21 protein-coding genes and 1 pseudogene are annotated in these 26,783 nt (G+C 58.0%); 16 read left to right on the top strand and 6 right to left on the bottom strand.

From position 1 onward, the window contains the following. The first annotated feature begins 103 nt into the window (after window positions 1–103). The 6 genes from ntrB (at window position 104) to NW870_RS04115 (ending at window position 7,332) form a co-directional block, all read left to right on the top strand. A complete protein-coding gene (ntrB, locus tag NW870_RS04140; RefSeq protein WP_414374042.1) occupies window positions 104–1,063 on the top strand; it encodes a nitrate ABC transporter permease in 960 nt (319 codons plus the stop codon). Window positions 1,064–1,135: 72 nt separating this feature from the next. Continuing rightward, entirely contained in the window at window positions 1,136–3,127 is a 1,992-nt protein-coding gene (locus NW870_RS04135; RefSeq protein ID WP_414374041.1) for a nitrate ABC transporter ATP-binding protein, read from the top strand. 38 nt (window positions 3,128–3,165) lie between these two features. Then, complete coding sequence (locus tag NW870_RS04130; protein ID WP_414374091.1) at window positions 3,166–4,008, top strand: ABC transporter ATP-binding protein; 843 nt, start codon at window positions 3,166–3,168, stop codon at window positions 4,006–4,008. A 33-nt stretch (window positions 4,009–4,041) separates the two neighbouring features. Beyond that, window positions 4,042–4,575 (top strand): Uma2 family endonuclease, encoded by a 534-nt coding sequence (locus tag NW870_RS04125; RefSeq protein ID WP_414374040.1) that lies wholly within the window; start codon window positions 4,042–4,044, stop codon window positions 4,573–4,575. A gap of 108 nt (window positions 4,576–4,683) precedes the next feature. After that, window positions 4,684–6,819: a molybdopterin oxidoreductase family protein gene (locus NW870_RS04120; protein ID WP_414374090.1), complete on the top strand. Its 2,136-nt coding sequence runs from the start codon at window positions 4,684–4,686 to the stop codon at window positions 6,817–6,819. 24 nt (window positions 6,820–6,843) lie between these two features. After that, window positions 6,844–7,332 (top strand): nitrate reductase associated protein, encoded by a 489-nt coding sequence (locus NW870_RS04115; RefSeq protein ID WP_414357823.1) that lies wholly within the window; start codon window positions 6,844–6,846, stop codon window positions 7,330–7,332. A gap of 366 nt (window positions 7,333–7,698) precedes the next feature. Here the strand turns inward: NW870_RS04115 and purD are convergent, their stop codons facing one another. The 3 genes from purD to NW870_RS04100 form a co-directional block, all read right to left on the bottom strand. Further along, complete coding sequence (gene purD / locus NW870_RS04110) at window positions 7,699–8,994, bottom strand: phosphoribosylamine--glycine ligase (RefSeq protein WP_414374038.1); 1,296 nt, start codon at window positions 8,992–8,994, stop codon at window positions 7,699–7,701. Window positions 8,995–9,096: 102 nt separating this feature from the next. Beyond that, window positions 9,097–10,272 (bottom strand): glycosyltransferase, encoded by a 1,176-nt coding sequence (locus NW870_RS04105; RefSeq protein ID WP_414374036.1) that lies wholly within the window; start codon window positions 10,270–10,272, stop codon window positions 9,097–9,099. Window positions 10,273–10,355: 83 nt separating this feature from the next. Beyond that, on the bottom strand, window positions 10,356–11,645 hold the full coding sequence (locus NW870_RS04100; RefSeq protein ID WP_414349558.1) for an HD domain-containing protein: 1,290 nt from the start codon (window positions 11,643–11,645) through the stop codon (window positions 10,356–10,358). Window positions 11,646–11,805: 160 nt separating this feature from the next. Between NW870_RS04100 and NW870_RS04095 the strand changes: the two genes are divergently transcribed. Continuing rightward, window positions 11,806–12,807 (top strand): SGNH/GDSL hydrolase family protein, encoded by a 1,002-nt coding sequence (locus NW870_RS04095; RefSeq protein ID WP_414374034.1) that lies wholly within the window; start codon window positions 11,806–11,808, stop codon window positions 12,805–12,807. A gap of 29 nt (window positions 12,808–12,836) precedes the next feature. Here NW870_RS04095 and NW870_RS04090 read toward each other — a convergent pair whose 3' ends face one another. Together NW870_RS04090 and dapA are read right to left on the bottom strand one after the other, a co-directional pair. Continuing rightward, complete coding sequence (locus NW870_RS04090) at window positions 12,837–14,672, bottom strand: ribonuclease J (RefSeq protein WP_414374032.1); 1,836 nt, start codon at window positions 14,670–14,672, stop codon at window positions 12,837–12,839. A gap of 232 nt (window positions 14,673–14,904) precedes the next feature. Continuing rightward, entirely contained in the window at window positions 14,905–15,825 is a 921-nt protein-coding gene (gene dapA / locus NW870_RS04085) for a 4-hydroxy-tetrahydrodipicolinate synthase (RefSeq protein WP_414374031.1), read from the bottom strand. Between the two features lie 275 nt (window positions 15,826–16,100). On the opposite strand from dapA, the gene NW870_RS04080 reads away from it, so the two are divergent. Next, on the top strand, window positions 16,101–16,727 hold the full coding sequence (locus tag NW870_RS04080) for a nitroreductase family protein (protein WP_011431721.1): 627 nt from the start codon (window positions 16,101–16,103) through the stop codon (window positions 16,725–16,727). Window positions 16,728–16,778: 51 nt separating this feature from the next. On the opposite strand, the gene trpD is transcribed toward NW870_RS04080, so the two are convergent. Continuing rightward, window positions 16,779–17,810: an anthranilate phosphoribosyltransferase gene (gene trpD, locus NW870_RS04075; RefSeq protein WP_414329730.1), complete on the bottom strand. Its 1,032-nt coding sequence runs from the start codon at window positions 17,808–17,810 to the stop codon at window positions 16,779–16,781. Window positions 17,811–18,279: 469 nt separating this feature from the next. Here trpD and trmFO point away from each other — a divergent pair, with 469 nt between their 5' ends. From trmFO to NW870_RS04035, 8 genes and pseudogenes are all read left to right on the top strand, one after another. Further along, window positions 18,280–19,659: an FADH(2)-oxidizing methylenetetrahydrofolate--tRNA-(uracil(54)-C(5))-methyltransferase TrmFO gene (gene trmFO, locus NW870_RS04070; RefSeq protein ID WP_414374029.1), complete on the top strand. Its 1,380-nt coding sequence runs from the start codon at window positions 18,280–18,282 to the stop codon at window positions 19,657–19,659. Window positions 19,660–19,769: 110 nt separating this feature from the next. Then, window positions 19,770–20,981, top strand: a complete 1,212-nt coding sequence (locus tag NW870_RS04065) for an acetate kinase (RefSeq protein ID WP_414374027.1) — start codon at window positions 19,770–19,772, stop codon at window positions 20,979–20,981. Between the two features lie 118 nt (window positions 20,982–21,099). Next, window positions 21,100–21,564: a hypothetical protein gene (locus NW870_RS04060; RefSeq protein ID WP_414332256.1), complete on the top strand. Its 465-nt coding sequence runs from the start codon at window positions 21,100–21,102 to the stop codon at window positions 21,562–21,564. Between the two features lie 529 nt (window positions 21,565–22,093). Beyond that, entirely contained in the window at window positions 22,094–22,636 is a 543-nt protein-coding gene (locus NW870_RS04055; protein WP_414374025.1) for an FHA domain-containing protein, read from the top strand. Window positions 22,637–22,817: 181 nt separating this feature from the next. After that, on the top strand, window positions 22,818–24,839 hold the full coding sequence (locus NW870_RS04050; protein WP_414351294.1) for an FHA domain-containing protein: 2,022 nt from the start codon (window positions 22,818–22,820) through the stop codon (window positions 24,837–24,839). A 246-nt stretch (window positions 24,840–25,085) separates the two neighbouring features. Continuing rightward, window positions 25,086–25,538, top strand: coding sequence for a hypothetical protein (locus NW870_RS04045; RefSeq protein WP_414344702.1), 453 nt, complete (start codon window positions 25,086–25,088; stop codon window positions 25,536–25,538). Window positions 25,539–25,643: 105 nt separating this feature from the next. After that, on the top strand, window positions 25,644–26,573 hold the full coding sequence (gene ispE, locus NW870_RS04040; protein ID WP_414374023.1) for a 4-(cytidine 5'-diphospho)-2-C-methyl-D-erythritol kinase: 930 nt from the start codon (window positions 25,644–25,646) through the stop codon (window positions 26,571–26,573). A 76-nt stretch (window positions 26,574–26,649) separates the two neighbouring features. Next, a pseudogene (locus NW870_RS04035) lies at window positions 26,650–26,783 on the top strand (RNA-guided endonuclease TnpB family protein); the annotation flags it as partial.

Here is a 26,783-nt window from a genome sequence, read left to right as displayed (position 1 = left end):
CAGGAGAGAAGGGATCCCATAGTCCCCACAAAGACTGTTCAACTGAAACCCCTTCTCTCTTGGGATCCTCTTAAGTTGACTTCAACCTTACTCCCAGCAAGCCATGAGGATTTTCCACTCTGCCCTACAGTTGGGCTACCACCTCTTTCGGATCCTGCTTCCTCTATTGGTTAACCTAGGCCACTGGCTGCTGAAAACCGGCCAAGGTTCTGTTCTTCAGTCCAGTACCGGAATCGGTTCTCCCGCCAGTTCTGCACCTTCTTCTGCTTGGCGGCAAAGAGTCCAAATCCACAAAGCGCTGCGTCGCATTCTGTTGCCCGCTACGGCCATTTTGCTCGTCCTGATTCTCTGGCAAATCATTTACAGCCGTCCCGGAGCCAATTTGCCCACGCCTCTCCAAGTTTGGCAGGACACCTGGGATCCTCTCATTAAAGATCCCTTTTTTGACTATGGCGGCAATGCCAAAGGGCTGTTCTGGCAAATTTGGGCCAGCTTGCGGCGGGTGTTCATTGGGTTTGCCCTGGCTGGCCTGGTAGGGGTTATGGGCGGCATGATCATCGGGGTCAATCGCTGGCTGTACGAGGCTTTGGATCCCATTTTTCAGGTGTTGCGCACGGTGCCGCCTTTGGCCTGGCTGCCGATTTCTTTGGCTGCCTTTCGAGATGCCAACCCTTCCGCCATTTTTGTAATCTTCATTACGGCCCTCTGGCCCATTTTGATCAACACCGTTGTCGGCGTACAGCAGATCCCTCAGGACTACCGCAACGTGGCCAGAATTGTGCGCATGTCCGGCTGGAAGTACTTTTTCAAAATCGTTTTCCCGGCAACTGTGCCCTACATTTTTACCGGCTTGCGCATTGGGGTGGGCTTGTCTTGGCTGGCCATTGTGGCAGCGGAAATGTTGATTGGCGGTGTGGGCATCGGGTTCTTCATCTGGGATGCCTGGAATAGCTCCCGCATCAGCGAAATCATTCTGGCTTTGATCTATGTCGGGATGGTGGGTCTTCTGCTGGATCGCATCACAGCTTGGATTGGCTCGCTGGTGGTGGCTGAGGATCACTAAATGAGCTTGGCCGAGTTTTAGATTGGTTGCTGACAATTTCTCCATGCTCTCAGAAATCATCTCAGGGGAATCATGAAGACTCAGCCTTACATTGAAGTGGATCATGTCGACAAGGAATATCTCCTCGACAACGGAGAGGTCTATCCTGTCCTGAAAGACATCCACCTGGAGATCCAAAAAGGGGAATTTGTCTCGCTAATTGGCCACTCCGGCTGTGGCAAATCGACCCTGCTCAACATCATCGCCGGCCTGGAAAAGCCTTCCCGAGGGGGCATTCTCCTGGAGGGCCGACAGGTTACGGATCCCGGCCCAGATCGCATGGTGGTGTTTCAGAACTATTCCCTGCTGCCCTGGCTGACCGTGCGGGAGAACGTTGCCCTGGCCGTGGACGAGGTGCTGGGATCCCTTCCCAAAGCGGAGCGGGACCGGATTGTGGAAGAGCACATCCGCCAGGTGGGGTTGCAGGGGGCAGCCGACAAGCGACCGGCCCATCTGTCAGGAGGGATGAAACAGCGGGTAGCCATTGCCCGGGCTTTGGCCATTCGTCCGCGAGTGCTGCTGTTGGATGAGCCCTTTGGCGCTCTGGATGCCTTGACGCGCGGCAACCTGCAGGAGCAACTGATGGAGATTGCCCAGGCGGAGCAGCTCACCTGTGTCATGGTTACCCACGATGTGGATGAGGCGCTGCTGCTTTCGGATCGGGTGGTAATGATGACCAATGGCCCGGAGGCCCGCATTGGCCAGATTTTGCGGATCCCTTTTCCTCGACCCCGCCATCGTTTGGAAGTGGTGCGTCACCCCGACTACTACAGCCTGAGGGGAGAGATGATCTACTTTCTCAACCAGCAAAAGCGGGCTCGCCAAAAAACGCCTGTTCGCGTGGCCATTGCCAAACACGGCCTGGAGAAGGTCAATTTGGAGATTGGCTTTGTGCCCCTCAACGACTGCGCGCCTCTGGTGGTGGCCCAGCAAAAGGGCCTGTTTCAAAAGTACGGCCTGGAGCAGGTCACCCTGGTGCGAGAGCCAGGCTGGAAGACCATCTGGGAAGGGATCCGCTCCGGTCGGCTGGACGCGGCTATGGTGGTGGCCGGGATCCCGTTGGCTTCCACCTTGGGAGTAGGGGGAGTTCCGGTGCCTTTGATTACCGCGCTAACCCTCTCCCGCGGCGGCAACGCCATTACCTTTGGGCGCAGACTTTTGGAGCGAGGCGTTCAAAGCCTGGCGGATTTTCGCCAATACCTCAACCACACCCCCGACACAGTCCACACCCTGGGAGTGGTTCATCCGGCTTCCATGCAAAACTTCCTGTTGCGGCACTGGCTGGCCGGTGGGGGGGTGGATCCGGATCGGGACGTTACGTTGACGGTGATCCCACCCCCGCAGATGGTGGCCCATCTCAAGGCCGACAACATCGACGGCTACTGCGTCGGCGAGCCCTGGAACTCCCGCGCTGTGCGGGAACAGTTGGGATTTATCGTCACCACCACTCCCGAAATCTTGCCCAGCCACATTGAAAAAGTGCTGACAGTGCGCCAGGATTGGGCGCAAAACTACCCCCGCACCCATGTAGCTCTGGTCAAGGCACTACTGGAAGCTTGCCAATACTGCGATCAGCCGCAGCACCGTTCTGAGATCTTGGAGTGGCTGGCTCAGCCCCAGTATGTGGGCGTGGCCCTGGAGGATCTGCAGCCGGGGTGGACGGGTATTCTGCAGCGGGGAATTGCCGATGAATCCCAAGCCCTCACCGGTTTTCACCAGTTTGCCAACGGGCGCAACACCTGTCCGGAAAGGTTGGAACACCTCTGGATCCTGACGCAAATGGCTCGCTGGGGACTCTGCGCTTTTCCCCGCAATTGGGTTTCGGTTCTCGACCAAGTTCTGGACAGCGAAACCTACGCCCTAGCCGCCAGAGAACTGGGCCTGCCGGATCGGGCCCATGACCGCGGAGCTTTGCTCTTTGGCGATGGATCCCGCTTTGACGGAGAGGATCCCGTTGCCTACCTAGAGTCTGTAGCCATACGGCAGAACCTGAAACTGCAGGAGTACCGGCTCAGCGAAGTTTAGCTTTTGTTACCTTAGCCCCTCAATTGGAAAACACCATGATGACCAGTTCTCGCCTATCTTCCTCACCGCTATCTTCTGCATCTCCGGTTGCAGGACTGCCCCTTCTTTGTCTTCAGAATGTGGGCAAGACCTACTTCACCTCAGCAGGGCCTTTCGTTGCGCTGGAAAATATCAATCTGGAAGTGGCTGCCGGTGAGTTTGTTTGCATTATTGGCCACTCGGGTTGTGGCAAATCCACCTTGATCAACATGGTGGCGGGTTTTTCGACTCCCACTTCGGGATCCATTACCCTCAAGGGCCAGCCCATCACTTCCCCAGGGCCAGATCGGATGATGGTGTTTCAACATTATTCCCTTTTGCCCTGGCTGACTGCCTTTGAAAATATTTATCTGGTGGTGGATCAGGTTTACCCAAACAAATCCCGGCGGGAAAAAAGGGAAATTGTTCAAGAACATCTGGAATTGGTAGGTTTGGCGGAAGCAGCCCACAAGCGGCCCAAGCAGCTTTCTGGAGGCATGAAGCAAAGGGTAGCCATTGCCCGTGCTCTTGCCGTTCGTCCAGAAGTTTTGCTCTTGGATGAGCCTTTTGGGGCCTTGGATGCCATTACCAAGGAAGATCTACAAGATGAGCTGCTGGCCATTTGGCGGGATCACCGCTGCACAGTTTTGATGATTACCCACGACATCGACGAGGCTCTCTACTTGTCAGACCGTGTGGTGATGATGACCAACGGCCCCGCTGCCCATATCGGCGAGATCTTGACCATTCCCTTCGAGCGACCGCGCATCCGCTCCCGCATTATGGAAATGCCCGAGTTCTACGAATTGCGCAACCGCGCCCTTGACTTCCTCTATCGCCGCTTTGCCCATGGAGGGGATTGAGCTAGGGTTCAAAATACTTGGAGAGGGAAGTTGATGGCCACTGCTCCGGTTCAGGTAGTTCCAACCGATCTCCCAATGGAGGAGCGGGTCTCTAGCTTGCCCAAAACCCTTGCCGACTATCTGGCCAATCCAGTTGCCCAAACCGAATGGGTAGATGGCTACATTGTGGAGAAAGTGGGGCAAACCTTAGTGCATGCCAAGATCCAAACCCGACTTCTCTTCCGTTGGCTCGGTTATGTTGAATGTCAGCCATTGGGGGGTATGGTTTTGGTGAAGGCTCCCGGCCAAACCAAAGGCAGAGTCAGAAGACCTGATGCTGCCTACTCATCTCCAGATTTAATCCAGCAATTTGGAGAGGATATTGCCACACTGCCACGGAGCTATCCTCTGGTTGAGGAGATCTTCTCTCCAACCGACTGTGGAGAAGATATTTTCCTAAAAGCCCAAGAGTATCTCAGCTCCGATGTACTGGAAGTCTGGCTGATTTTTCCCAGAAGCAAATACGTTTTTATCCAAACTCAAGATGGCCATCTTTGGCTAGCTGAACAGGACACTGACAAGAGCTAGGTTGTATTACCTGGCTTGGAGATCCAAGTTGCCGCTCTTCTCAGCTAAGGGATCCAAAATGCGAGAGAATTGGGCGTTTAATAGGGATCCCAACTCATGGTGACCGCGATGGAGTCGGAAAAAGCTGTCATCAAAACCCTATGTCCCTATTGCGGTGTGGGATGTGGATTGGAGGCGGTTTCGACAGCCTCAGGTGACTGGAAAATGAGAGGCGACCGGGAGCATCCTTCCAGCTTGGGGATGGTCTGTGTAAAGGGGGCTACGGTTCTGGAGGCAGTTGGTCGAGATCGGCTGCTCTCTCCCCTGTTTCGGGAGAGCTTGGGCCAGCCCTTTCGTCGCATTTCTTGGGATCAGGCTTTTGAGGAGATGGTTTCTCGGCTGCGCTGCCTCAAAGACAACCCTCACTCCATGGCTATGTATGGATCGGGGCAGTTGCTCACTGAAGACTATTACGTTGCTCAAAAGCTCATTAAGGGCTGCCTGGGCACCAATAATTTTGACACCAACTCGCGCCTGTGCATGTCCTCAGCCGTCTCGGCCTACACCCAATCCCTGGGATCCGACGGTCCCCCCTGCTGCTATGAGGATCTCGATCTCTGCAATCTGGCTTTTCTGGTGGGCACCAACACCGCCGAGTGCCACCCCATTCTTTTTAATCGCTTGAAGAAGCGGCACAAGCCCGGATCCCCCCTCAAAATGGTGGTCGTGGATCCCCGGCGCACTCAGACAGCAGAAGCTGCCGATCTCCACTTAAAAATTCGCCCCGGTACGGATATCGATCTTTTCAATGGGATTGCCCATTTGCTGTTGAAGTGGGGATCAATGGCTACCGATTTTATCGAGGGCTGCACCCAAGGTTTTGCCGAATATGCAGCTTTGCTGGCCGATTATGAGCCGCAGATTGTAGCCCAGCGCTGTGGAATTGCCACCGAGGATTTGATCGAAGCAGCCAAGCTTTGGCAGGGATCCCAGAGAGTTCTATCCCTTTGGTCGATGGGCCTAAACCAGTCCAGTGAGGGCACCGCCAAGATCACCAGCTTAATCAACCTGCATCTCCTGACTGGGCAAATTGGCCGACCGGGGACCGGCCCCTTTTCCTTGACCGGCCAGCCCAATGCCATGGGCGGTCGAGAGGCAGGGGGGTTATCCCATCTGCTGCCGGGATATCGGCTGGTGAGCCAGCCCCAGCATCGGGCAGAGGTGGAGCAGGCTTGGGGTTTGCCCGGCGGCTCCATCTCCCCCCACCCAGGACTGAGGGCCACCGAGATGATTGCCGCTCTGGAGACGGGATCCCTGCAGTTCTTTTGGATTGTGGCCACCAATCCTTTGGTGAGCTTCCCCGATCTGGAACGGGTTAAAAAAGCCCTGAAAAAGTCTCCCTTTACCGTTTATCAAGAGGCTTATTACCCTACAGAAACGGCAGAATATGCCCATTTGCTTTTGCCCGCCTGCCAGTGGAGCGAGAAAACCGGGGTGATGACCAACTCCGAGCGCAGGGTTACCCTTTGTCAAGCCTTTCGAGATCCCCCTGGCGAAGCCCGACCCGATTGGGAGATCTTTGCTGAAGTGGGGCGCAGGTTGGGCTTTGAAGCGCAATTTTCCTTCCAAACCGCGGCAGAGGTTTATGCAGAATTTGCCGCCCTTACCGCAAATCGCCTCTGCGATCACTCCGGCCTCAGCCATGCCCTTTTGGCAGAACAAGGCCCTCAGCAATGGCCTTATCCCAAAGAAAGAACCTCGGCCCCTAAGTCCACTCGCCTCTACACAGATTGGCGTTTCCCGACCCCCGATGGCCGCGCCCGCTTTATCCCCCACCCTTCCCGTGGCCTAGCAGAGCCGCCGGATCCCCAGTTTCCCCACGTATTAACCACGGGCAGGCTTTACGGCCATTGGCACACCCAAACCCGTACCGGCAGGATTGAAAAAATCAAGCACATGCACCCCCAACCCTTTATTGAAATCCATCCTCGCGATGCGGAAAAGCTGGGCCTCCAAGATGGAGATTGGGTTCAAGTGCGTTCTGCCCGCGGACGGGCCTATTTCCCGGCCAAGATAACTGCCAACATCGCCCCTGGAACAGTGTTTGTGCCCATGCACTGGGGATCCCTCTGGGCAGAACAAGCCGAGTGTAATGCCCTTACCCATGACATCAGTTGTCCCGATTCCGGACAGCCGGAATTAAAAGCCTGTGCCGTTGCTCTTGAGAAAGCCGACCCACCGCTCAAGCAATCCCCTCAACTCTAGATTTGGTTCCTAATCGAGGTTCCCATGACTCTGTTTCAGTTTGAGCAAGATTTTGCCGACTCTCTGCGATGCATCCCCATGACCTTGCGCCTAAAGCTGGATTTGTGCGGGATCAAGCTCAAGCTCCATCAATGGGCCAAGTTTTCCTTAGAAGAGCGGCGGAAGTGTGTTGATTGGCCCTCTGAATCTCCACAGGATCTAGAAGAACTCCGCAACCATCTGCGCCATTTGGTTCGCTCCATCTGCCACGAAGAGGCGCAAGAGATTCCCATTGACCCCCAGCCTGAATGGCAAAATCCCAACCAGATCCCAATGGCTGTCCAACAAAAAGCTCAAGACCTGGGGATCCGGCTTGCCCTCGATTTCTGGAGAAACTTGCACGATATCCAGAGATTTGCCTTGCTGAAGTTGAGCCGATCCCATCACGAAAACAAAAATTTCTTGCCCGCTCTGCGAGAGTTTGGCCTGAAGATGGCGAGGGATGGTGATTGCAGTTACTCTGAATCTATTTGAGAGAGATAGTCTCCTCTGCCATGCGCTGCCCCAGACGACCACCCCCAACCCCTCTTCCACCCTGGGAGAGGAAATGCCTGCTCTAGGGGATCCGGGTCCGCAACAGTTCAAGTGGGCTAATGGGGGATCCCCCTCGAGAGGGGAGAGACTCAGCTCAGCAATATCCGTGCCTAGTCAAAGCAGAGGGCTATTGTTAAGGAATCTAAAGTAAAGTTGAGCTTTTGATATCACTGTTGCCGTCTTGTTACCGAAAGCGCTATCGTCTAAGCATCAAAGCTTTTTTCAAAGCTGCTTTATGGGCCCTGGAGGAGCGACCCCTCTGGGGCTTCTTCCATCCGGCTGCAGCTGAGAGGGCAAGGGATGGCTTTATGGGGTAGGGATCACTCCTCGGCGGACGGCAGGCCCCAGGGCGTGGCTGCCGATGTCAGAACGGTAGTAGGCCTTGGGAAACTGCACTTGCTCCACAGCTGCGTAGGCTTGGCGCAGGGCCTCGGATAGGGTTGCCCCTTGGCCGGTAAGACAGAGAACGCGCCCGCCATCGCTCAGGAGCTGCTTGCCTGCCTGGCGGGTACCCGCATGAAACACCAACGCCCCCGTGGTGGCAGCTGCATCCAAGCCGGAGATGGGGATCCCTCGCTCGTAGGCATCGGGATAGCCTGGGGCTGCCATCACCACGCAGGCGGCATAGCCGGGTTTCCATTTGAGCTGGATTTGGGCCAGCCGTCCTTCTATACAGGCCAGCAGCACCTCGTCCAAAGGGTTTTCCAGCAAGGGCAGGATGACCTGAGCTTCGGGATCCCCAAAGCGGCAGTTGTACTCCAACACGTAGGGATCCCCACTGGGCGTGATCATCAAACCGGCATAGATCACCCCCTGGTAGCGGATGCCCCGCCGTTGCAAAGCCTCCAGGGTGGGATCCAGGATCTGGGTTTGGATGCGGGCCAACCCTTCTGGAGTGACCAGGTGATCGGCAGGGGCATGAGCTCCCATGCCGCCGGTGTTGGGGCCGGTATCGCCCTCGCCAAGGCGCTTGTAGTCCTGGGCAGGTGGCAGCAGCACACAGATCTGGCCATCGGTTAGAGCCAAAACCGACACCTCCTGGCCGGGGATAAACTCCTCGATCAGCACCTGATCGCCCGGCTTGGCCAGGGCTGCTTCCAGGGCTTGCACGGCTTCTTCCCGGTTTTGGGCAACGGTTACCCCCTTGCCGGCAGCCAGTCCGTCTTTTTTGATGACCACTGGGAAACTCTGGGAGTCGAGATAGGCCACAGCGGCAGATAGCTCAGCAAAGCCGGTAGCGCGAGCAGTCGGGATCCCCGCCTCTTGCATCAATTGCTTAGCCCAGAGTTTGCTTCCTTCCAGTTGGGCAGCGGCGCGGCTAGGCCCGAAAATGGGCAACCCTGCTGCCTGGAAGGCGTCCACGATCCCCTGCACCAAGGGCAGCTCTGGCCCTACCACCGTCAGGCGGATCCCTTGTACGGTAGCAAACCGCACCAGGCCTTCAATGTCGGTAGCCGCCAAAGCCACGGATTGACAGCGGGGCAGCTGCTGCATGCCGCCGTTGCCGGGGGCACAGTAGATCCGAGTAACCTGGGGAGACTGCAACAGCTTCCAGGCCAGAGCGTGTTCTCGCCCCCCAGATCCGATGACCAGAGCCTGCATGGTGTGCTATTCCGCTGTTTCTAAACCCAGCTTGCCTGTTTTCCGAACATCCCCCATTAGACCATGTTCTTGTACCATTTCTGGGGTGTTGGCGCACTCCGGTCAGTGGACGGCGAGAGAACGGCCCCGCCAAGTCCAGTTGCGGCCGGTGGTGGTGCGGATGGCCGAAGCCAAGATGATGGCCGCTGTCGCCCAACCCCCCACTGCCGTTAGCCACCAGTAGCAGAGGGGCAGATGCGCCCAATGCCGGAGCAGAAGCCGGATGGCCAATTGGGCCAGGATCCCTGCCAAGCTGGCCAACAGCACCTCCAGGGATCCCGTAGCCCCAGCCAGGATCACCCCCAACCAGGGCAAGCTGCAGATCCCCAAGACCGTACCCATTGCCAACACCGCCAAGGCCCAGTTGCGCTCCAGGCCCAGGAACCAGTTTTTGGTCCACCCTTCCCAAAGGGCAGCCCCGTTGGCATACATGCGGCTGCGCACCCGCGGCCCTCCCAGGCAAATCCGCAGGCCCAACCCCTGGGCTTTGATCCGTTGCCCCAGGGCCACATCCTCGATCACCACATCGGCCACTCCGGCGTGCCCGCCAACTTGCTCGTAGGCAGAGCGCCGAAACAGCAGGAAGGGACCAAAGGCAAAGGCTTTGGGGTTGTCGGGATCGTTCACGGCGGCAAAGTTGTAACCCACCGCCAGGATGGTCATCATGATGGGTTGCACCAGCCACTCCGCTAGGCAACCGCACACCAATTGCGGCCCTACACTCACCAAGCCGCTGCCGCTTGCCAGCAAATGTCCTAAGGCCGCTTCAATGGCACCGGATCCCAGCCGCACGTCGCAATCCAGAAACAGCAAGTAGTCGGCTTCTACGCGGGCGACGGCTTGGGCACAGGCCCAGTTTTTGCCCACCCACCTTTGGCCTTTGGGACGGGGATCCCCCTTGAGCAGGTGTAGGCGCGGATCTTGCCGTTCGGCAGCCAGGGCTTGGGCCAGCTCCCAGGTGGCATCCGTGGATTCATCGTCCACCAACCACACCTGTAAAGGGGCAGAGGTGCTGTCCAGAATGCTGCTCAGGCAGCCCACCACGTTCTCCGCCTCGTTGTAGGCGGGCACGATCACCGCCAGCCGCTCCATCCCGGCCGCGATTTCCCCTGCCTGTTCCGCCGGGGGATCCCTCAGCCAGGGGGAAGCCCGCAACGCTCGCCTCAGTTGCAGAGCCACTAGGGCAATCGCCAAAGCTGTTAAGGACAATACCCCCGTTAGGATTTCTCGGATCCCCACTCCTGCTTCCCTCGTTGTTTAGATGTGCTCAGGAACAGATTCCCACCTCTAATGCTCTAGCTCTGGGATGGCCCAATGATTTTCTAGGCAGACAAAACCCCCTCTACGATATCGCCATAGGGCCGGGGAAAGATTAGCCAGACCTGGCGCTGGGTTTCCACCAAGGCACGCACCAAAGGGGAAAGATGGGCAATTTCTTCATAGCCACGCTCGGTTTTGAGCTGGATCCCTTGGTCATAAAAGCTATAGCCCTGGACATGGGCAGAGCGGATGCCCAAGTAACTCTCAGGATCCAGCCCGTCCTGCAGCATTTTGGCCTGCACGGCGGCCACCAGGGTTTGGCGTTGTTCCTCAGACAACTGGGTAATGTTGCGGGCCTTGAACAAATCCCGCTCCAAGTAGCGCCGCGACAGATCCGCCAAGATGGGATCCTTCCCCGACATGGCCCAGAGGCGCATGGGGTAGCTGAAGATGATATCGTCGGCAGCCAAGTAGAGGGGGAGCGGCAACTCGAAGGGATCCCCTTTTTGAGCCGCCAGCGAGGCCCAGCACCAAGCGCTGAGGATGGGATCCAGCTCAATCTCCCCCCTTTGCAGGAGCGCCTCTGCCCGCCTGAATAGCCGCTCCAAGATAAAACGGGCACAGAGGCTCTTGGGGTGCTGGTACACCTGGGTGTACATGAAATAGCGCACCACCAGGTAGTGCTCGATGGCCCCCAGGCCTTTGCGGGCGGGGATGGACAGGGATCCCGTCTCCGGGTCATAATCCAGCACCGTTAGGATGCGATCCAAGTCCAGGTGGCCGTATTGGGCACCCGTGAGCAGGCTATCCCGCATCAGGTAATCGAAGCGGTCGCAGTCCAGTTGGCTGGAGATGAGTTGCCCCACCAGCGGCAGGGGAAACTGCTTCTGCAGCACTTGCTGCATCTGGGCCGGCAGTTGGGAATCAAACTCCGCCAGCAGCGTCCTCACCTGGGGATCCTCCCGGAGAATGCGGGCCGTCCAAACCTCGTGCCGGCAGCCGAAGATCTCTTCCCCGGCATGGCTAAAAGGGGCATGGCCAATGTCGTGCAGCAGAGCCGAGGCCAAGGTTACCGCCCGATAGGGACGCAGCTCCGGGTGGCGATGGGCCAATTTGTCGAACAGCCGCCGCGTTACCTGCAGCACCCCCACCGAATGGGTAAAGCGGGATCCCTCTGCCCCGTGGAAGGTAAAAAAGGCCGTGTCCAACTGGCGAATGCGGCGCAGCCGCTGAAAGGCCGGTGTATCGATCAGGCGAATGAGCAGAGCCTCAACCGCGTCCCCTCCATTCAGGCTGATGGCGCCATGCAGGGGATCGTGGTAGGTGCGGGACTTGCAAAACCGTAGCGGCATACTCCCACCATACCTCGCCAATTTTGGGATCCTTGGCTAGCCTGTCTGGGGGTGCTTCCCGCCTCGCCCTATCTATGCCCGCTTTCCCATGCCTCTCTCTGCAAAGGATGCCAGCACCCGAACCCCAGAAAACTCGACTCCAAGACAACAAGACAGCTGGGTGTTCCTCCTCTCCCTGCTGATTTTGATACTCAGTTTGGGGCTAACCGGCTGCTCTGCCAGTTCTGGATCCCCTGTTGTGCCCAGCCCACCCACCCTCACCCGCTACGTTGCCCTGGGAGCCAGCGATGCCGTTGGCTACAACGCCTCCATTTCCTGTGATGGCCCAGCCAACGCCGCCAGCACTCGACCCCAGCGCTCAGAGCCGTTGGACTGCCCCAATGGAACGGGCTATGTGCCCCGCCTGGCCCGGTCTTTGCCGGCCCCGGTTGAGCTGGTCAATTTGGGCCGTTCGGGAGCGGTGCTCAGCCCCGCCATTCAAGCCCTGAGGCAGGGGATCCCGGCCAATTTGCTGCAGGACCAAGTGCCGCGCATTCCCCCCGATGCCACCCTGATCACCATTTGGGTGGGCGGAAACGATACCAACGCCATCGCTCTGGCAGCAGCTCAACAGGCTCTCCGAGGTGAGGATCCCTTGCCCTTCGTCGATCAGCAGATCCGACAATTCGCCGCCGATTACCAAACCCTGCTGCAAGCGGTGCGTGCCCGTGCCCCTCAAGCTCGCCTGGCGGTGGCCAACCTGCCCAACTTCGCCCTGATCCCTCTGGGTCAGCAGCAACCCAGCAGCGTGCGCCAACTGCTCTCCCTGATCTCGGTTGGCCTCACGCAACGGGCCATCAACCCCTTAAGCCAACAGGGGATCCCAGTGGTGGACTTGCTCTGCGATCCCCGCTCCTACCGACGCGAGTCCTTCTTTCCCGGCCCGCTGGCCGACGGCTTTCACCCCAACGACCGGGGCTACGCCGATTTGGCCGATGCCTTCTTGAGCGCCCTTCGGCAACCGCTCCCTCCCCAAACCCGCTGCCCTCCCTTTAGCGAGGTGGGATCCCTGCAACCAGATGCGGCGGCAGAGTCTGCCCTCCGCAGTTTTCTCACGGATGGATACAAGCCGGCACAACAGGAAGGATCCTTGCGCTCGGCAAGGGATCCCAAAGGCGCTTAGACGATCCAGCCACGGAGAACGGGCCAGTTTTAGGAAGCAGCTACCGCTGCCGAGGAACGCCGCCGCCGGCCCAGAGCACCCGCTACCGGCTCCGGTTGGGTTTCCACGCTCAGGGAAGACACAGACTCCTCTTCAGGGGATTGCACAAAAACCGCCACCGTGGGCTTGCCGGGCAATTGTTCTCGCAAGAAACGGCGCACCACCCGCTCCACTTCGCCCTTAAGGCCGGCCCAGTCGATGTCCAGGCTGCCCCGCTCCAGCGAGCGAGCAAATTGGGGCCACGCTTGCCGAAGGGTGTTCTCCAGAAGGGGTTTCAGGTCGGATCCCTTGAGTTGGTTCCCTTCCCCCGCCAAGCCAAAGGTTTGCACCTGCGGGGTGCAGAGCAACTGGCCGCTGCCGTCCAGGCTGATCACCACCGTCACCATGCCATCTTTGGCGATCTGCTGCCGCTCCTGCATCATCTCATCCATCACCACTCCATCGTGGGAAGCGGCGATCATCTGCAGGCCAGAGGGGACGCGGCCCGTGATGGCAATGCGCTCCCGGTTCACCTCCACCACATCGCCGTTGTCGATGATTACAATGTTTTCCCGCGGGATCCCCATGCTCATGGCGGTTTCGGCGTGCTTGACCAGCATGCGGTATTCCCCGTGGGTGGGAACGAAGAACTTGGGGCGGGTGAGGGCAATCATCAGCTTCTGGTCTTCCTGGCAGCCGTGGCCGGAAACGTGCAGGCCCTTGTCTTTGCCGTAAATGACATTGGCTCCCAGCTCCATTAGCTTGTCAATGACCCGCGAGACTGCGATCGTGTTGCCAGGGATCGGGTTGGCCGACCACACCACCGTGTCTCCTGGCTTGATTTGCAACTGCGGGTGCTCACCGTTGGCGATGCGGGTAAGAGCAGCCAGCGGTTCTCCCTGGGATCCGGTGGTGAGGATGATCACCCGGTCATCCGGCAGGCTGTTGATCACATGCATCGGCTGCAGCGTCTCGTCCTTGCAGCGGATGTAGCCCAAGCGCCGCGCATGAGCCACCACGTTTAGCATGGAGCGGCCCAGCAGAGACACCACCCGACCTTGCTGTTCGGCGATCTGCAGCACCAAGTTGAGACGATGTACCGAAGAAGCAAAGGTGGTGATGATCACCCGTCCCTTGGCTCCCGCAATGGCCTTGGTGAGACCGGGCACCACTGAGGCTTCAGAGGGGGTGAACCCCGGCACTTCCGCGTTGGTGGAGTCGCTGATCAGGCAGAGCACTCCCTTTTCCCCATGTTCGGCCAACCGCTGCAGGTCGAAGTACTCCCCATCCACGGGGGTATGGTCGATCTTAAAGTCGCCGGTCTGAATAATGACGCCCACAGGCGTGTGCAGAGCCACCGTAAAGCTATCGGCAAAAGAGTGGGTGTTGCGAATGAATTCGGCAAAAAAGTGCTTACTCAAGGGAACGATTTCACGGGGGCCAACAGGACGCAGCTCTGTGCGGTTGAGCAGGCCCACTTCCCGCAATTTCTCTTCCAGCAGCGCCAGCGCCAATCTGGGGCCGTAGATGACCGGAATATCAAATTCCCGCAGGTGATACGGGATGCCACCGATGTGATCTTCGTGGCCGTGGGTAACCACCATCCCCCGCACTTTGTCGCGGTTTTGCTTGATGTAGGTCATGTCCGGCAGCACGATGTTCACGCCGTGCATGCTCTCATCGGGAAAAGCCAAACCGGCATCCAAGAGGATAATGTCGTCCTCGTAGCGGAAGGCCCATGTGTTTTTGCCGATCTCCCGCTCGCCGCCCAGCGGAATCATCTGAACGGAAGAGGTGGATTGTGGGATTACAGAACGAGAAGCAACTGAAGAACGTGGTGTTGGCATATGGGTTTAGATCCTCAACAGTAAAAAAACAAAAACAGAAATGGGCACAAGCTATCCCCAACAAGGCTGTGGGTGAAAGCTGAACTCAGCCGCCGCAACTTATTTGCTTCCCAAGCTGGGAAAGAGCTTTTCGGGGAAAAAGCCACTTACCCACAGGTCAAACGCCACAAAAGAGCCCCTTGCAAACCCCTGAAAACCGTGGTCATGGCAGAAGCAAAGCCTAAAAATGCAATCATGAAACTTTCGTCGCCATTTGTTCGGATCCCTTCGATTCAGCCAGTAGGCCCATCTCTTCAAGCACCTGTCGCAAAACCTGCAGAGAACTGGGCTGTAGAGGCGCTAGGGGAAGGCGCGCCCGACCCACTCGCCAACCCTGCATCTCCAATGCGGCCTTAATTGGAACTGGGTTGGTCTCGATGAATAAAACCTTGAACAACGGAAACAGGCGCAGGTGGTGGGCCAAAGCTTGACCGTGTTGCCCCCTGATGTAGCTCTGGATCAGCTCCTGCAACTGCAACCCAACCAGGTGGCTGGCTACACTGACCACCCCGCTCCCCCCCAAAGATAGGAGCGGCAACGTCAGAGAGTCATCCCCCGAATAGATGGCGAAACGCGAGGGAGTGAGTCGCCGAATTTCCGAAGCTACATCCATCATACCACTGGCTTCTTTGATGGCGACAACCGTTTCCAATTCTGCTAATTGGGCTACAGTCTCCGGCTGTAAACTGGCCCCTGTCCGACTGGGAATGTTGTAGAGCAAGATGGGCAGGTCACTGGCTTGGGCGATGGCCTTGAAGTGCTCATAAAGGCCGGCCTGGGTAGGCTTGTTGTAGTAGGGCACCACCTGCAGAGAGCCATCCAAACCGAGTTGAGCGGCCTTTTTTGTGGCTTCAATGGCCTCACGGGTGGAGTTGGATCCCGTCCCGGCGATCACCTTAGCCCGACCGGCTACGGCATCTCGCACCACGCGGAACAGCTCATACTCCTCTTGCCAGGTTAGGGTGGGAGATTCGCCTGTGGTGCCACAGACCACCAAGCCGTCACTGCCGTGGGTTGCCAAGTAATCGGCCAAACGAGCGGCCTCATCGTAGTTAAGCTCCCCCTCATCAGTAAAGGGGGTAACCATGGCCGTCAGCACTCGACCGAAGTTCACCGATTGCTTCTCCCCATCAACCACACCAATCCGACGATTAACCGGGCGACCCAGATGAGACCAGTTTGTTTTTCCATCATACCTGCCTTTGCGTTAGGGATCCCGCTTGCCTGCCCTGCCAAGGCCCAGTTTGTGCCTCACCCGGTTGCCACAGGCTGGATAAAAGGGAGATAACAAAGAAGACAGACCGTTTGAACACGGAATGTATAGCCATTTGCCAATCCTGCCCCTACCTTTGGGGGGAGCAGCCTTTCTACCGACACTTGAGGATCCCTATGGACGCCCTAACTGCCCTGAAAGAGCGCATTTCCGCCGACAAATTGGATCCCAGCCGCCGTTTATCGGAAGCGGAGATCCGAGAGCTGGTGGCTTATGCTACGGAAGCTCCTTCTTCCTTCAACATTCAGCACTGGCGGTTTGTTGCGGTCACCGACCCGGAAGACAAAGAGCGCCTCAAATCTCTGGCCTATAACCAACAGAAGGTGGCGGATGCATCGGTGGTGTTTATCATCCTGGGGGATCTGCGGGGGTATGAGAAACTGCCTGAAATTGTGCAAAGAAGCGTTGCTGCCGGGATCCTCCCCCCCGAAAAAGCGGAAGGCTGGGTGAACATGGCCCAGGCAACCTATCTCCACAATCCCACCTTGGCGCGGGATGAAGCGATTCGCTCTGGGGCGATGGCTGCCATGGCGCTGATGATCGCGGCTCAGGCCAAGGGTTTGGTGAGCGGGCCGATGATCGGCTTTGATCCGGAAGGGGTAAAGCGGGAGTTCGGCATTGCCGACCGCTACGTGCCGGTGATGCTGCTGGCGGTTGGATATGCGGCAGCGGGTAACCTGCCGCGCAAGCCTCGCTTGGGGGTGGATGAAGTTCTGGCCTTTGGGCGAGGGCGGGAGTTTTAGCCCTAGGCTCAGGTGGGATCCCTGTCGCCCTCTCCTGGGCTCCTACCGGCATCAAGCCTTGAGAAAATGAACCAGCTGTTGCAAGCGATCCCAAGCGGCACCCCTGGCGAGAATCTCGCGAGCTTGGGCGATCCCGGCTCTCCAATCGGGGGCCACTCCGGCCACCTGCAGGGCCAAAGCAGCATTCAAGGCCACCACATCCTGCTGGGCAGGCGTCCCGGATCCCTGGAGAACTTGGGTGAGGATGGCGGCATTTTCCGCCACATCCCCCCCCTTGAGAGCTTGGGTGGGTGCCAGGGTCAGCTCGTAATCTGCAGGGTTCAAGACTTCCGTCCGTACCAGCCCACCGGACAGGATGCCCAGATCGGTGGGTTGATCCAGACCGGCCTCGTCGAGACCTTCGCGGCTGTGCAACACAATGGCCCCTTCCCGTCCCAACAGGCGCAGGGCCTCTGCCATTACCGGCACCAGCTCCTGGGCGTAAACCCCGATCACCTGGCGGTTGGGATAGAGGGGGTTGACCAAGGGCCCCAACAGGTTGAAAATGGTGCGAACCTTGAGGGCCCGCCGATAGGGGATCACCGCCCGCATGGCCGGGTGCCACTGGGGAGCAAACAAAAAGGTGATGCCCACTTCCGCCACAGCCGCCCGCACCCGCTCTGGCTCAGCCCCCAAGTTCACCCCCAGGGCCTCCAGCACATCCGCCGAGCCAACCTTGCCAGAGGCGGAACGGTTGCCATGTTTAACCACCGGGATCCCGGCTGCACTGACCACAAAGGCCACCGCCGTGGAAATGTTAAAAGTGCCGGCCCCATCGCCGCCGGTGCCACAGGTATCCACCAGGAGAGGCAAGTCCAGCGGGGATCCCAGCGAAGCCCGCTGTAGCACTCGTGCCATGCCGGCCAGTTCACCAGCGCTCACACCCTTGGCTTGCAGGGCCGCCAGAATCGCCCCCGACACCACATCTGGCACTTGGTTCTGGAGCCAACCGTTCATTAACTGTTCAGCTTGGGCTTCGCTGAGAGATTGCCGATCCAGCAACTGCCCCAAAAGCTGTGGCCAAAGGTCAGCCGTTTCCGTCATGGGTCGGGATCCTGGGTGTCAGCGGGTACTTATAGTAGCGTATCCCGCCTCTGGGTCACTTGCCTCGTGCAGGTCGGGCCATGCTGAGGGTTAGCTAATCCGCCCAGAAGCTCCGCCCTCCTTATTGCTACGCAACGCGACGCAACCACTTTAGCGGCGCGGAGCGCTATGCCTCAGCGTAAGGGTCGGGATGAAAGGCGGTCTTTGTTCTATAATCAACCTGGCTGTACAAAACGGCTTTGCCGGAATCTGGTACAGCTACGCGGTGGGACATTCCGTGTCTGCTCGCTGAGGGTTCTTGTGATAGCTCCCCGTTGAAGCGAGAAGCGCACACTCTTTCGCTTTAGCAGCGCGGAGTGCTTTGCGTCAGTATGAGTGCGGGAGTATGTCACCATAGTGGGTTTGACCTGAGCCGTTTCCGGCCCTAGCAGGGTGCGCTCCATTCTTCTCTTCCCTCCCGGAGGTTGTGATGAACCCTCCAACTAACCCAAGGGCTTGCAGCCCGCTTGCACGAGCGGGAGCCTTCGCCCCCATCCATGTTGTGGGCGGGGGGTTAGCGGGGACAGAGGCCGCTTGGCAAATTGCCCAGTTAGGAGTGCCTGTCATTCTTTCGGAGATGCGCCCCGTGCGTCAGAGCCCGGCCCATCACACCGATCAGTTGGGGGAGCTGGTGTGCAGCAACTCCTTTGGGGCTGCAGCCAGCGATCGGGCGGCAGGGCTACTCAAGGAAGAACTGCGACAACTGGGATCCCTGGTGATCGCGACAGCGGATTGCCATGCAGTGCCGGCAGGAGGGGCATTGGCGGTGGATCGGGCCCGCTTCAGCCAGGCTCTCACGGAAGCCATTCAAAACCATCCCCGCATCACCCTGCGCCGGGAGGAAGTAACGGAGATCCCGGCAGGCATTGCCGTCCTCTGTACCGGCCCTCTGACCAGCGATCCCCTGGCCAAGGCGCTGCAAGCTTTTACGGGCCTGGAGTACCTGAGCTTTTTCGATGCTTCTAGCCCCATTGTTACCGGGGATTCCTTGAACCGGGCGGTGGTGTTTCAGGCTTCCCGCTACGACAAGGGGGAGGCAGCCTATCTCAACTGCCCCATGACGGAGGCGGAGTATGAACGGTTTTGGCAGGCACTGGTGGAGGCGGAGCAGGCACCCCTCAAGGATTTTGAACGAGAGGAACGCAAGTTTTTCGAGGGCTGCTTGCCGATTGAAGAAATGGCGCGACGAGGCAAAGACACCCTCTGTTTTGGCCCCTTGAAGCCGGTGGGGCTGGTGGATCCGCGCACGGGATCCCGTCCTTACGCGGTGGTGCAGTTGCGGCAAGAGGACAAAGCAGGGCAGCTGTGGAACTTGGTGGGCTTTCAAACCAACTTGAAATGGGGAGAACAGCAGCGGGTCTTTCGCCTCATCCCCGGCCTGGAACAGGCGGAGTTTGTCCGCTTTGGGGTGATGCACCGCAATACATTTTTGAATTCGCCCCAGCTTCTGTGGCCGACCTTGCAATTTCGTCGCCGACCCACGCTGTTTGCCGCCGGCCAGTTGGTGGGCACCGAGGGCTATGCCTGCGCGGTGGCAGGGGGATGGTTGGCCGGACAGAACGCCGCCCGCCTGGCTCTGGGGTTGCCCTTGATCACGCTGCCCCCCGAAACAATGATGGGATCCCTGTTTCAGTTCATCAGCAGCGCCGATCCCAGGCACTTTCAGCCGATGCCGGCCAATTTTGGGCTGTTGCCGGATTTGGAGGGGCGCAAGCTTCGCAACAAGCAGGAGCGCTATGGCCGTTACCGGGATCGGGCTTTGGCTGCTCTGAGGGCGACTGGGTTGGTGCGCCAAGTGCAAACTGCCTAGGGGAGGCCCAGGCTGGAGCGTGTTACCAACGGTTGCAGTCCGAAGTCAAAGTCGAGATTGAGCGTTAGCTTGAAGTCGATAAGCCTTGCGAAGGCCGACGAAGACACGCTGTGAATATTCTGGTCGTCAATGCCGGTTCCAGCAGCCTCAAATCCTCCCTATTTCTGGCGGTTGAGGGAAGGGTGGAGGCCACGCCCATCTGGCAAGCCCAGGTGGATTTCACCTACAAGCCGGGGGAGGCCCTCATCCAGACCCGTCGGCGAGGCGGTGGGTGGGAACCTTTTCCCTCCGTTTCACCTGAGAGGGGGATCGGCCAATTGGCCCCGCTGTTTCAAAGCCTCTGGCAAGGGGAGGGATCCCTGCTCTCCCAGGCGGCTGAGATCGGCGGCGTTGGCCATCGGGTGGTGCATGGGGGATCCCTGTACCGGCAGCCCACCTTAATTACGCCAGAGGTGGAGAGGGCGATCGAGCAACTGATCCCCTTGGCCCCAGCCCACAACCCTGCCGCGCTAGCCGGCATTCGTCTGCTGAGTCAACTGTTGCCCGGGATCCCTCAGGTGGCCGTTTTCGACACCGCCTTCCACCAGCAAATGCCCCCGGCAGCAGCCCTCTACCCCCTCCCCTATGCCTGGGCTGAACAAGGGATCCGCCGCTACGGGTTTCATGGCATTAACCACGAGCATTGCGCCCGTCGCGCTGCCGAGATCTTGAACCGACCCCTGGAAGAGTTGCGGCTGATCACCTGTCACCTGGGCAACGGCTGTTCGTTGGCGGCTATTCGCGGGGGCAGAAGCGTGGATACCACCATGGGCTATACCCCTCTGGAGGGCTTGATGATGGGATCCCGGTCGGGGTCGGTGGATCCGGGCATTTTGATCCATCAGTTGCGCCAGGGCATGAGTGTGGATGAACTGGATCGGATCTTGAACCGAGAATCAGGGCTGAAGGGCGTTTCCGGCCTAAGCAGCGATATGCGGGTTGTGTTGGAGGCAATGGAGGCAGGCCATGCCCGGGCGGAGCTGGCTTTCGATCTGTTTGTCCACCGTCTGCGCAGCCAGATTGGGGCGATGCTCATGAGCTTAGATCGGCTGGATGCGCTGGTGTTTTCTGGGGGGATTGGGGAAAACTCAGCACCGGTGCGGGCGGCAGCCTGTGCAGACCTAGGTTTTTTAGGGATCCAGATCGACCCGGTTTTGAATGCCGGATCCCCCCGCAACTGCGATATCAGCACTTCGGATGCTCCGGTGCGGGTTCTGGTGATCTCAGCCCAAGAGGACTGGGCCATTGCCACAGCTTGCCAAAACCTTTTGCAAGGGGAATAGACGAAGGATTCCAGGCTGCTTCTCGCCAGGTTCTCTCCTTTCCGCCCGCTGGCTTGGTGGAGACAAACTCTAGACAATAAGCTCAAAAAAAGAAGACCTTTTGGAGTGGAGGAAAACCATGCAGCGAAGGCATGAACGGATCCCATTGCTGGTGCTGCTGAGCAGTGTTCTGGTGGGGTGTGGGGGCACGACCGGCAGCAGCGATCTTCTGCCCCTGCCGCCTCCCATACCTGCTCCATCCCTCACCATTACCGATCTCTCTCCGCGCACCGTCTTGGTGGGGCAAACTCCAACCTTTGTGGTGTCTTTCCGGGTAGAGGCCCCTGCCGGGATCCGGGGTTCCAACGCCTTTTTGGCTTCCGTCACCACCCCACTGGGCAATTTCGTAACCCTGGGAGCTTTTGATGCTGCTCAGTTGCCCGGCTGCTTCGTTGGGGCGACCACCTGCACCGTTACAGGGCTGACCCTGACCCAGAATCGCTTTACCCTCACTCAAACGGGATCCCATCAGCTCACCATCAGTGTGTTCGATCGGCAGGAGCGGCTGGGCAGCGGCAGTTTCCCATTTACCGGAGTGCTTTGAAAACGGTTTGGATAAAGACACAGAGGATACTAGTCTTGCAGGATCCCCAGAAACTCAAAACTCACTCTAGGCCCTATCTCTCAGGTGGATTTCTGAGGCTTCCGGCCAAGGGATCAGGCCACCTCGGTCAAACTTGAACGGCCTCGCCGTTCCTGAGGAGATCGAGTTTTGTTGCTTCAAATCGGGTGGGGATAAAGTCGAGTATGTAGTCACTCTAAACATCATGGTCTAAACATCATGAATGAAACCTTTCCGTCTGGCTCCCCTCTCCCTCTGGAAGAGGAGCTGAGGGTGGTCGCGGAAGCGGCGCGGAGCGTTTGGGCACGGTCTCCAGCAGGAATGTAACTCGGAGATCCCAACTCAGGTGATCCGGATCAGCGCAAGCCTTTGGTCAGGGGAGTAGGTTATAGTTATCCAAAAAGATAACAATTTTGACGAAAAAGACATCTTCTGCTTTCCCCAAGCTGACCTTTCGATATGCTGAAGCCGATCTAGGGAATGGAGGCGCTGAACTGTGGAGAATGGGATCGTGTGTCAACTCACTTTAGAATGGACCGAGGCCGACCGGCGCCGATCGCAAACGGTTTCGCCTGTTCCCTCCAAGCTGGTTACCATTGGACGGGATCCCAGCTGTGATGTGGTGCTCAATGACCCAACTCGCTCGGTCTCAGGAGTTCACGCCGGGCTTTATTTTGATCCCAAAACCTTAAACTTTCACATTCGCAACTTAACTCGGGATCGTTTGCCTCCTAAGCAGCCCAACCCTGTCTGGGTGAATGGCCGAAAAATGATTCAGGAGGAGCCTGCGCTTGAGGCCAATAGCCAAATTCAGTTGGGGCACATTGTGCTGAGGGTGAAGTCCATAGAAGTTGCCAGGAAGGATCAGGGGGATCTCCTCAGCCGCGGCACTTTGGACACCCTCAAGGTTAAGTGCAGCCGCCTGGAAAACCCTCACTACCTGCCCCCAGAATATCAGGGTCAGAATTGTCCCTACTGTGGACATTTGGTCTTGAGCGCTACCTTGGTGATCCCTCCTCCAGAAGCTGGCAAAGCCCCACAACCTCCTCTCTAGAGGACCAACCCTTTCTATTCTTCTTAATTCTTCTTACAGATCCCAGTGGCTGATCCAAGTCCGTGGGGGATAGAAAAAAGGGATCCCGGGCAAACCAAAAGTGACCTGTGAGGTCGCGCTGTTCTGTGTTTTCTCAATGGCCTCTTCATGATCTTTGTATTTGTAAAGGTAAGCAGAAGCTATGCAAATTCAACTGAGCTGGGAAGATCCCATCACCGAAGAACAGCAGGAGCTGATTTTTCCATTGCCTCTTGCCTTGGGCAGGGAGCTGGCCCAATTGCCACAGGAATGGCAAGGTCGAGAAGTGGCGCGGGCTGTGTTTGCCAGCCAGGAGATCTCCCGTTATCACGCCCTCGTCTATCTCGGTGAGGATGGCCAGGTCATCTATGAAGATCGCAGTGCCAACGGCAGCCGCATCAATGGGGAAAAAATCCGTCAGGCACGCCGGGTGCTCCAGGGGGGAGAAGTGGTGGAGCTTGGCCCCTACAGCATCACCGTGGGTTTGGTGTCCCCCAGGGATCCCAATGCCACCCTTCTGACCGCCACCCCTACTCTTTTGCTGGAGCCGCGCACCGAACTGATTCGCCCGGCCACCCAACCCGACACTGCATTTGAGGTTCCCCCGGCTTCCACGGTGGTTTTCGCCCCAGAGCAGCTTCCTGAAGTGCGGGCTGGCTCGGATTTTCCCCCGCCGGATTTGTTTCGAGCCGAGCAAATTGCCCTGAGCGCCCTCAAAGCCACCGGACTGCCTGTGGAGGAGACCCTCTATTTGGCCTTGGGCGGCGGTATCGGCAGCTTTGTCTGGGTGGATACCCTGCGCATCTACGGGGTCAGACCGGAACACATCCGCGTCATCAGCATTGCCCGCAAACCCTACGAACGGTATGAACGGCTTTTGACCAACTGCCAGATCCCCCGCTGGAAGCGAATTCGCTCTGGCTCCGATTCTTGTCCAGACAACATTTGGGGCTGGCCTGGCTATGCTCTGCGGGATGCTTGGCGTTCCTTTTTCTCCGGCCGATTGTTGGAAGCATTCGGCTTTTTGTGGCAGGTATTTAGTGAGCCCTTGTTGGCAGATACCTATACGCCGCGGGCGGGGGATGTATTTGCCTCAATGGATCGGGAGGCAGCCCGAATTGGTTGGGAGCAAATGTTGTGTTACGGCCATATTCGCGCCATTCGCAAAACGGAGGATGGGCGATATGTGGTGGCCTATTCGGCAACGCGGCCCGGCCATACGGATCACCGTTTTATGGTGGCCAAGTATCTCCATTTGGCAACTGGATATCCGGCCATCAAGTTGCTCAACGACCTGCAGGAGTTTCGCGAAAAAACAGGAGATTTGAGATCGGTGGTACACGGCTATGAGCCTCATGATCACGTTTATGAGCAGTTGGAGAAACAAGGTGGCACCGTCCTAATTCGGGGATTTGGGATCGTCGCCTCTCAGGTGATGGAACGCCTTTACGAAGCCCGCAAAGTCAACCCCCGCATCTCGGTGGTGCATCTGAGCCGTGCGCCCAAAAGCGGTAATCGCTTCGGACGAGCCAAACGGGCAGTGGATAACCATTGGGAGTTTCAGCCCTTCAACTGGCCCAAGGGCACTTGGGGAGGAGTTCTGCGTGCCAAATTGGAAGCGGCGACCCCCCTGGAACGGCGCGAACTGCTGGAAGCTTGGGGCGGCACCACGACAGCAAGTCGGCGGAAATGGCGGCGGATCGTGCGGCAAGGGTTGCGAGAGGGCTGGTACTCGATTGTGTTCGGCAAGGTGGAGTCGGTGGTTCCCGGCGACAAGGGTAAGCCGGTAACCTACATTCGAGGTACCCACAACAACACGCAATTAAAGGTGGAGGCCGATTTCGTTATCGACTGTACGGGTTTGGTTTCGGATCCCATGACCAATCCTCTCCTCAACGATCTAATTACCCACTACAACCTGCCCCTCAATCCTCACGGGCGCTTGCATGTCTCCAACGACTTTGAGCTGGTGGAGATGCGCAACCGGGATGGGCGAATGTACGCCGCTGGGATCATCACCTTGGGCGGGCCCTATGCGCCGGTGGATACGTTTTTGGGTTTACAGTACTGTGCCCATCGCTCGGTGGAACACCTGGCTCGACTGCGGGCACCGGGGGTCAAAGGCTTAGAAGGGATCCGATCCCTGTGGCAATGGTGCAAGTGGGCCCTAAACATCAGCCCCTAGCTTGCCGACATTGGGCAACGCTCCTGGATTTTGCCGGATGTTTATGGTTATCAACGCTATTGTTGGCGACACATCATGGCTATTCCCCATCCCGTTGAACCTGGTGAAAGGGGTGTTGCGTTGATCCCCAACTCTTCTATACCAAAGGGAGAACGGATGGGGGTGAAGGCCAGAAGATTCTCTCAAACAGACCGGGAGCGAAATAGATCCTGATGATCTCGATAGGCAAAACTGCTGGAGGAAAAGATGACTCCGACCCTGATTGGCCGCTGGCAAACTCGCATTTTCTTATTGGCCACCGTTGGTGTTTTGGCAAGTTTACCCTTTTATTTTGGGATCACTGGACATGGCGGCAGCCTCACCTATTTTTGGGTGCTGTTCTACGTAGGTCTGTTTGGCTGTGTTTGGGATGTTGTTTATAACTACCTGATGGGGTGGATGTGGGATCACGATTGGCCTGGGATCCTTCAGCTTTTGGCCGGCATTTGGGAAGGGCTTTTTTTGGGTACAGTCCTGAGGGTGGTGGGTCTGCCTCATATCCCAAGACAACGGTTTGATTTGGGAGATTTTATTCTCCACTACAGTGTGGTCTGGGTTTGCCTTTACCTCAGCGCTTGGGTGGTGATGCGCATTTTGTTTCCCCGCTGGCGCTTTCGCGGTGGAGAGTGGCTGGGGCCATGGCCTCGCTCTGGCAGCTAGAGAGGGGATCCACTGCCGCTAGAATCAGGCTGGGAGATCTCCCCGGATAAGTCTGTACAGGCTGAGGGGAGTTGAAAAGTTGTTGCTGACCCAGATTTTTGCCCCATGCAAGCCTGTACCCTGATTGCCCGCGCCAAGATCAACCTCTACCTGGAAATCCTCGGCTCCCGTCCTGATGGGTATTCAGAGGTGGCGATGGTGTTGCAGAGCATTCATTTGGCGGATCGACTGCAGTTGAAGAGCCGTCCTCACGGGATCCACCTCACCTGCGATCGCCCAGAAGTGCCCACAGATGCCCGCAACCTTGCCTATCGAGCGGCTGAGCTGCTGCAAAAAGAGTGTCACTCTTCCGCCGGGGTGGAGATTCACATCGAAAAGCACATTCCGGTGGCAGCAGGTTTGGCGGGGGGCTCGGCTGATGCGGCAGCGGTTTTGGTGGGGTTGAACCAACTGTGGGGGCTGGGCCTGACGGTGGGAGAGTTGCAGAGTTTGGCAGCCCGCTTGGGATCCGACATTCCCTTCTGTATCCAGGGGGGAACGCAACTGGCCACCGGGCGCGGGGAAGTTTTGGAGCCGCTGGCCGATTGGGAAGGGATCCCTGTGCTGCTGGCCAAGCCCAAGCACCTGGGGGTTTCCACCGCCTGGGCCTATCAAGCCTTTCGTTCTCGTCAGGGGAGCTTGGGAGGGGATGCCCTACCCAAACCCACACTGCCCACCTTGCCGCAGGCGTTGGCGGCTCTCAGCCGTCAGGATCCGCCGGCGTTAGCCAGGAGTTTGCGCAATGACTTGGAACAGGTGGTTTTGCCGGAGTACGCGATTGTAGGGGAACTGCGCCAAGCTCTTCTCTCGGCGGGGGCCCTGGGATCCCTGATGTCGGGGTCGGGGCCAACGGTCTTCGGAATCATGCCCAGCCTGGAGCTGGCCGCCCAAGTGCGCAACACCCTGCGTCACCAGTTTCAGGATGTAGAGTTTTGGGTGACGCAGTTTGCCCCCACTGGGATTCTGCTGCAGCCGGATCCCTGTAGCCTCAGCTAGAAATCGCAGGAGCCCCGCACTGTACCCGTAGGGTCAGTGCCGGGAGGAATGCGCTTTGATGAAGTACAATGGACTTATGAGCCAAGTCCTGACCATATCCTGTAAGCTCAAGGTGTTCCCGTCACAAGCCGCCAAATTGGACGCGACGATGGAGGCTTTTGGCCAAGCCTTGAACTGGGTCAACCAGAACACGCCGGAGAAGATCGTCAA

The organism is Synechococcus sp. R50.1 (genome assembly GCF_047462115.1).
GTDB lineage: Bacteria > Cyanobacteriota > Cyanobacteriia > Thermostichales > Thermostichaceae > Thermostichus.
Note: the sequence above shows the minus strand (reverse complement) of the source record. Positions and strands in the feature narration are given on the sequence as shown.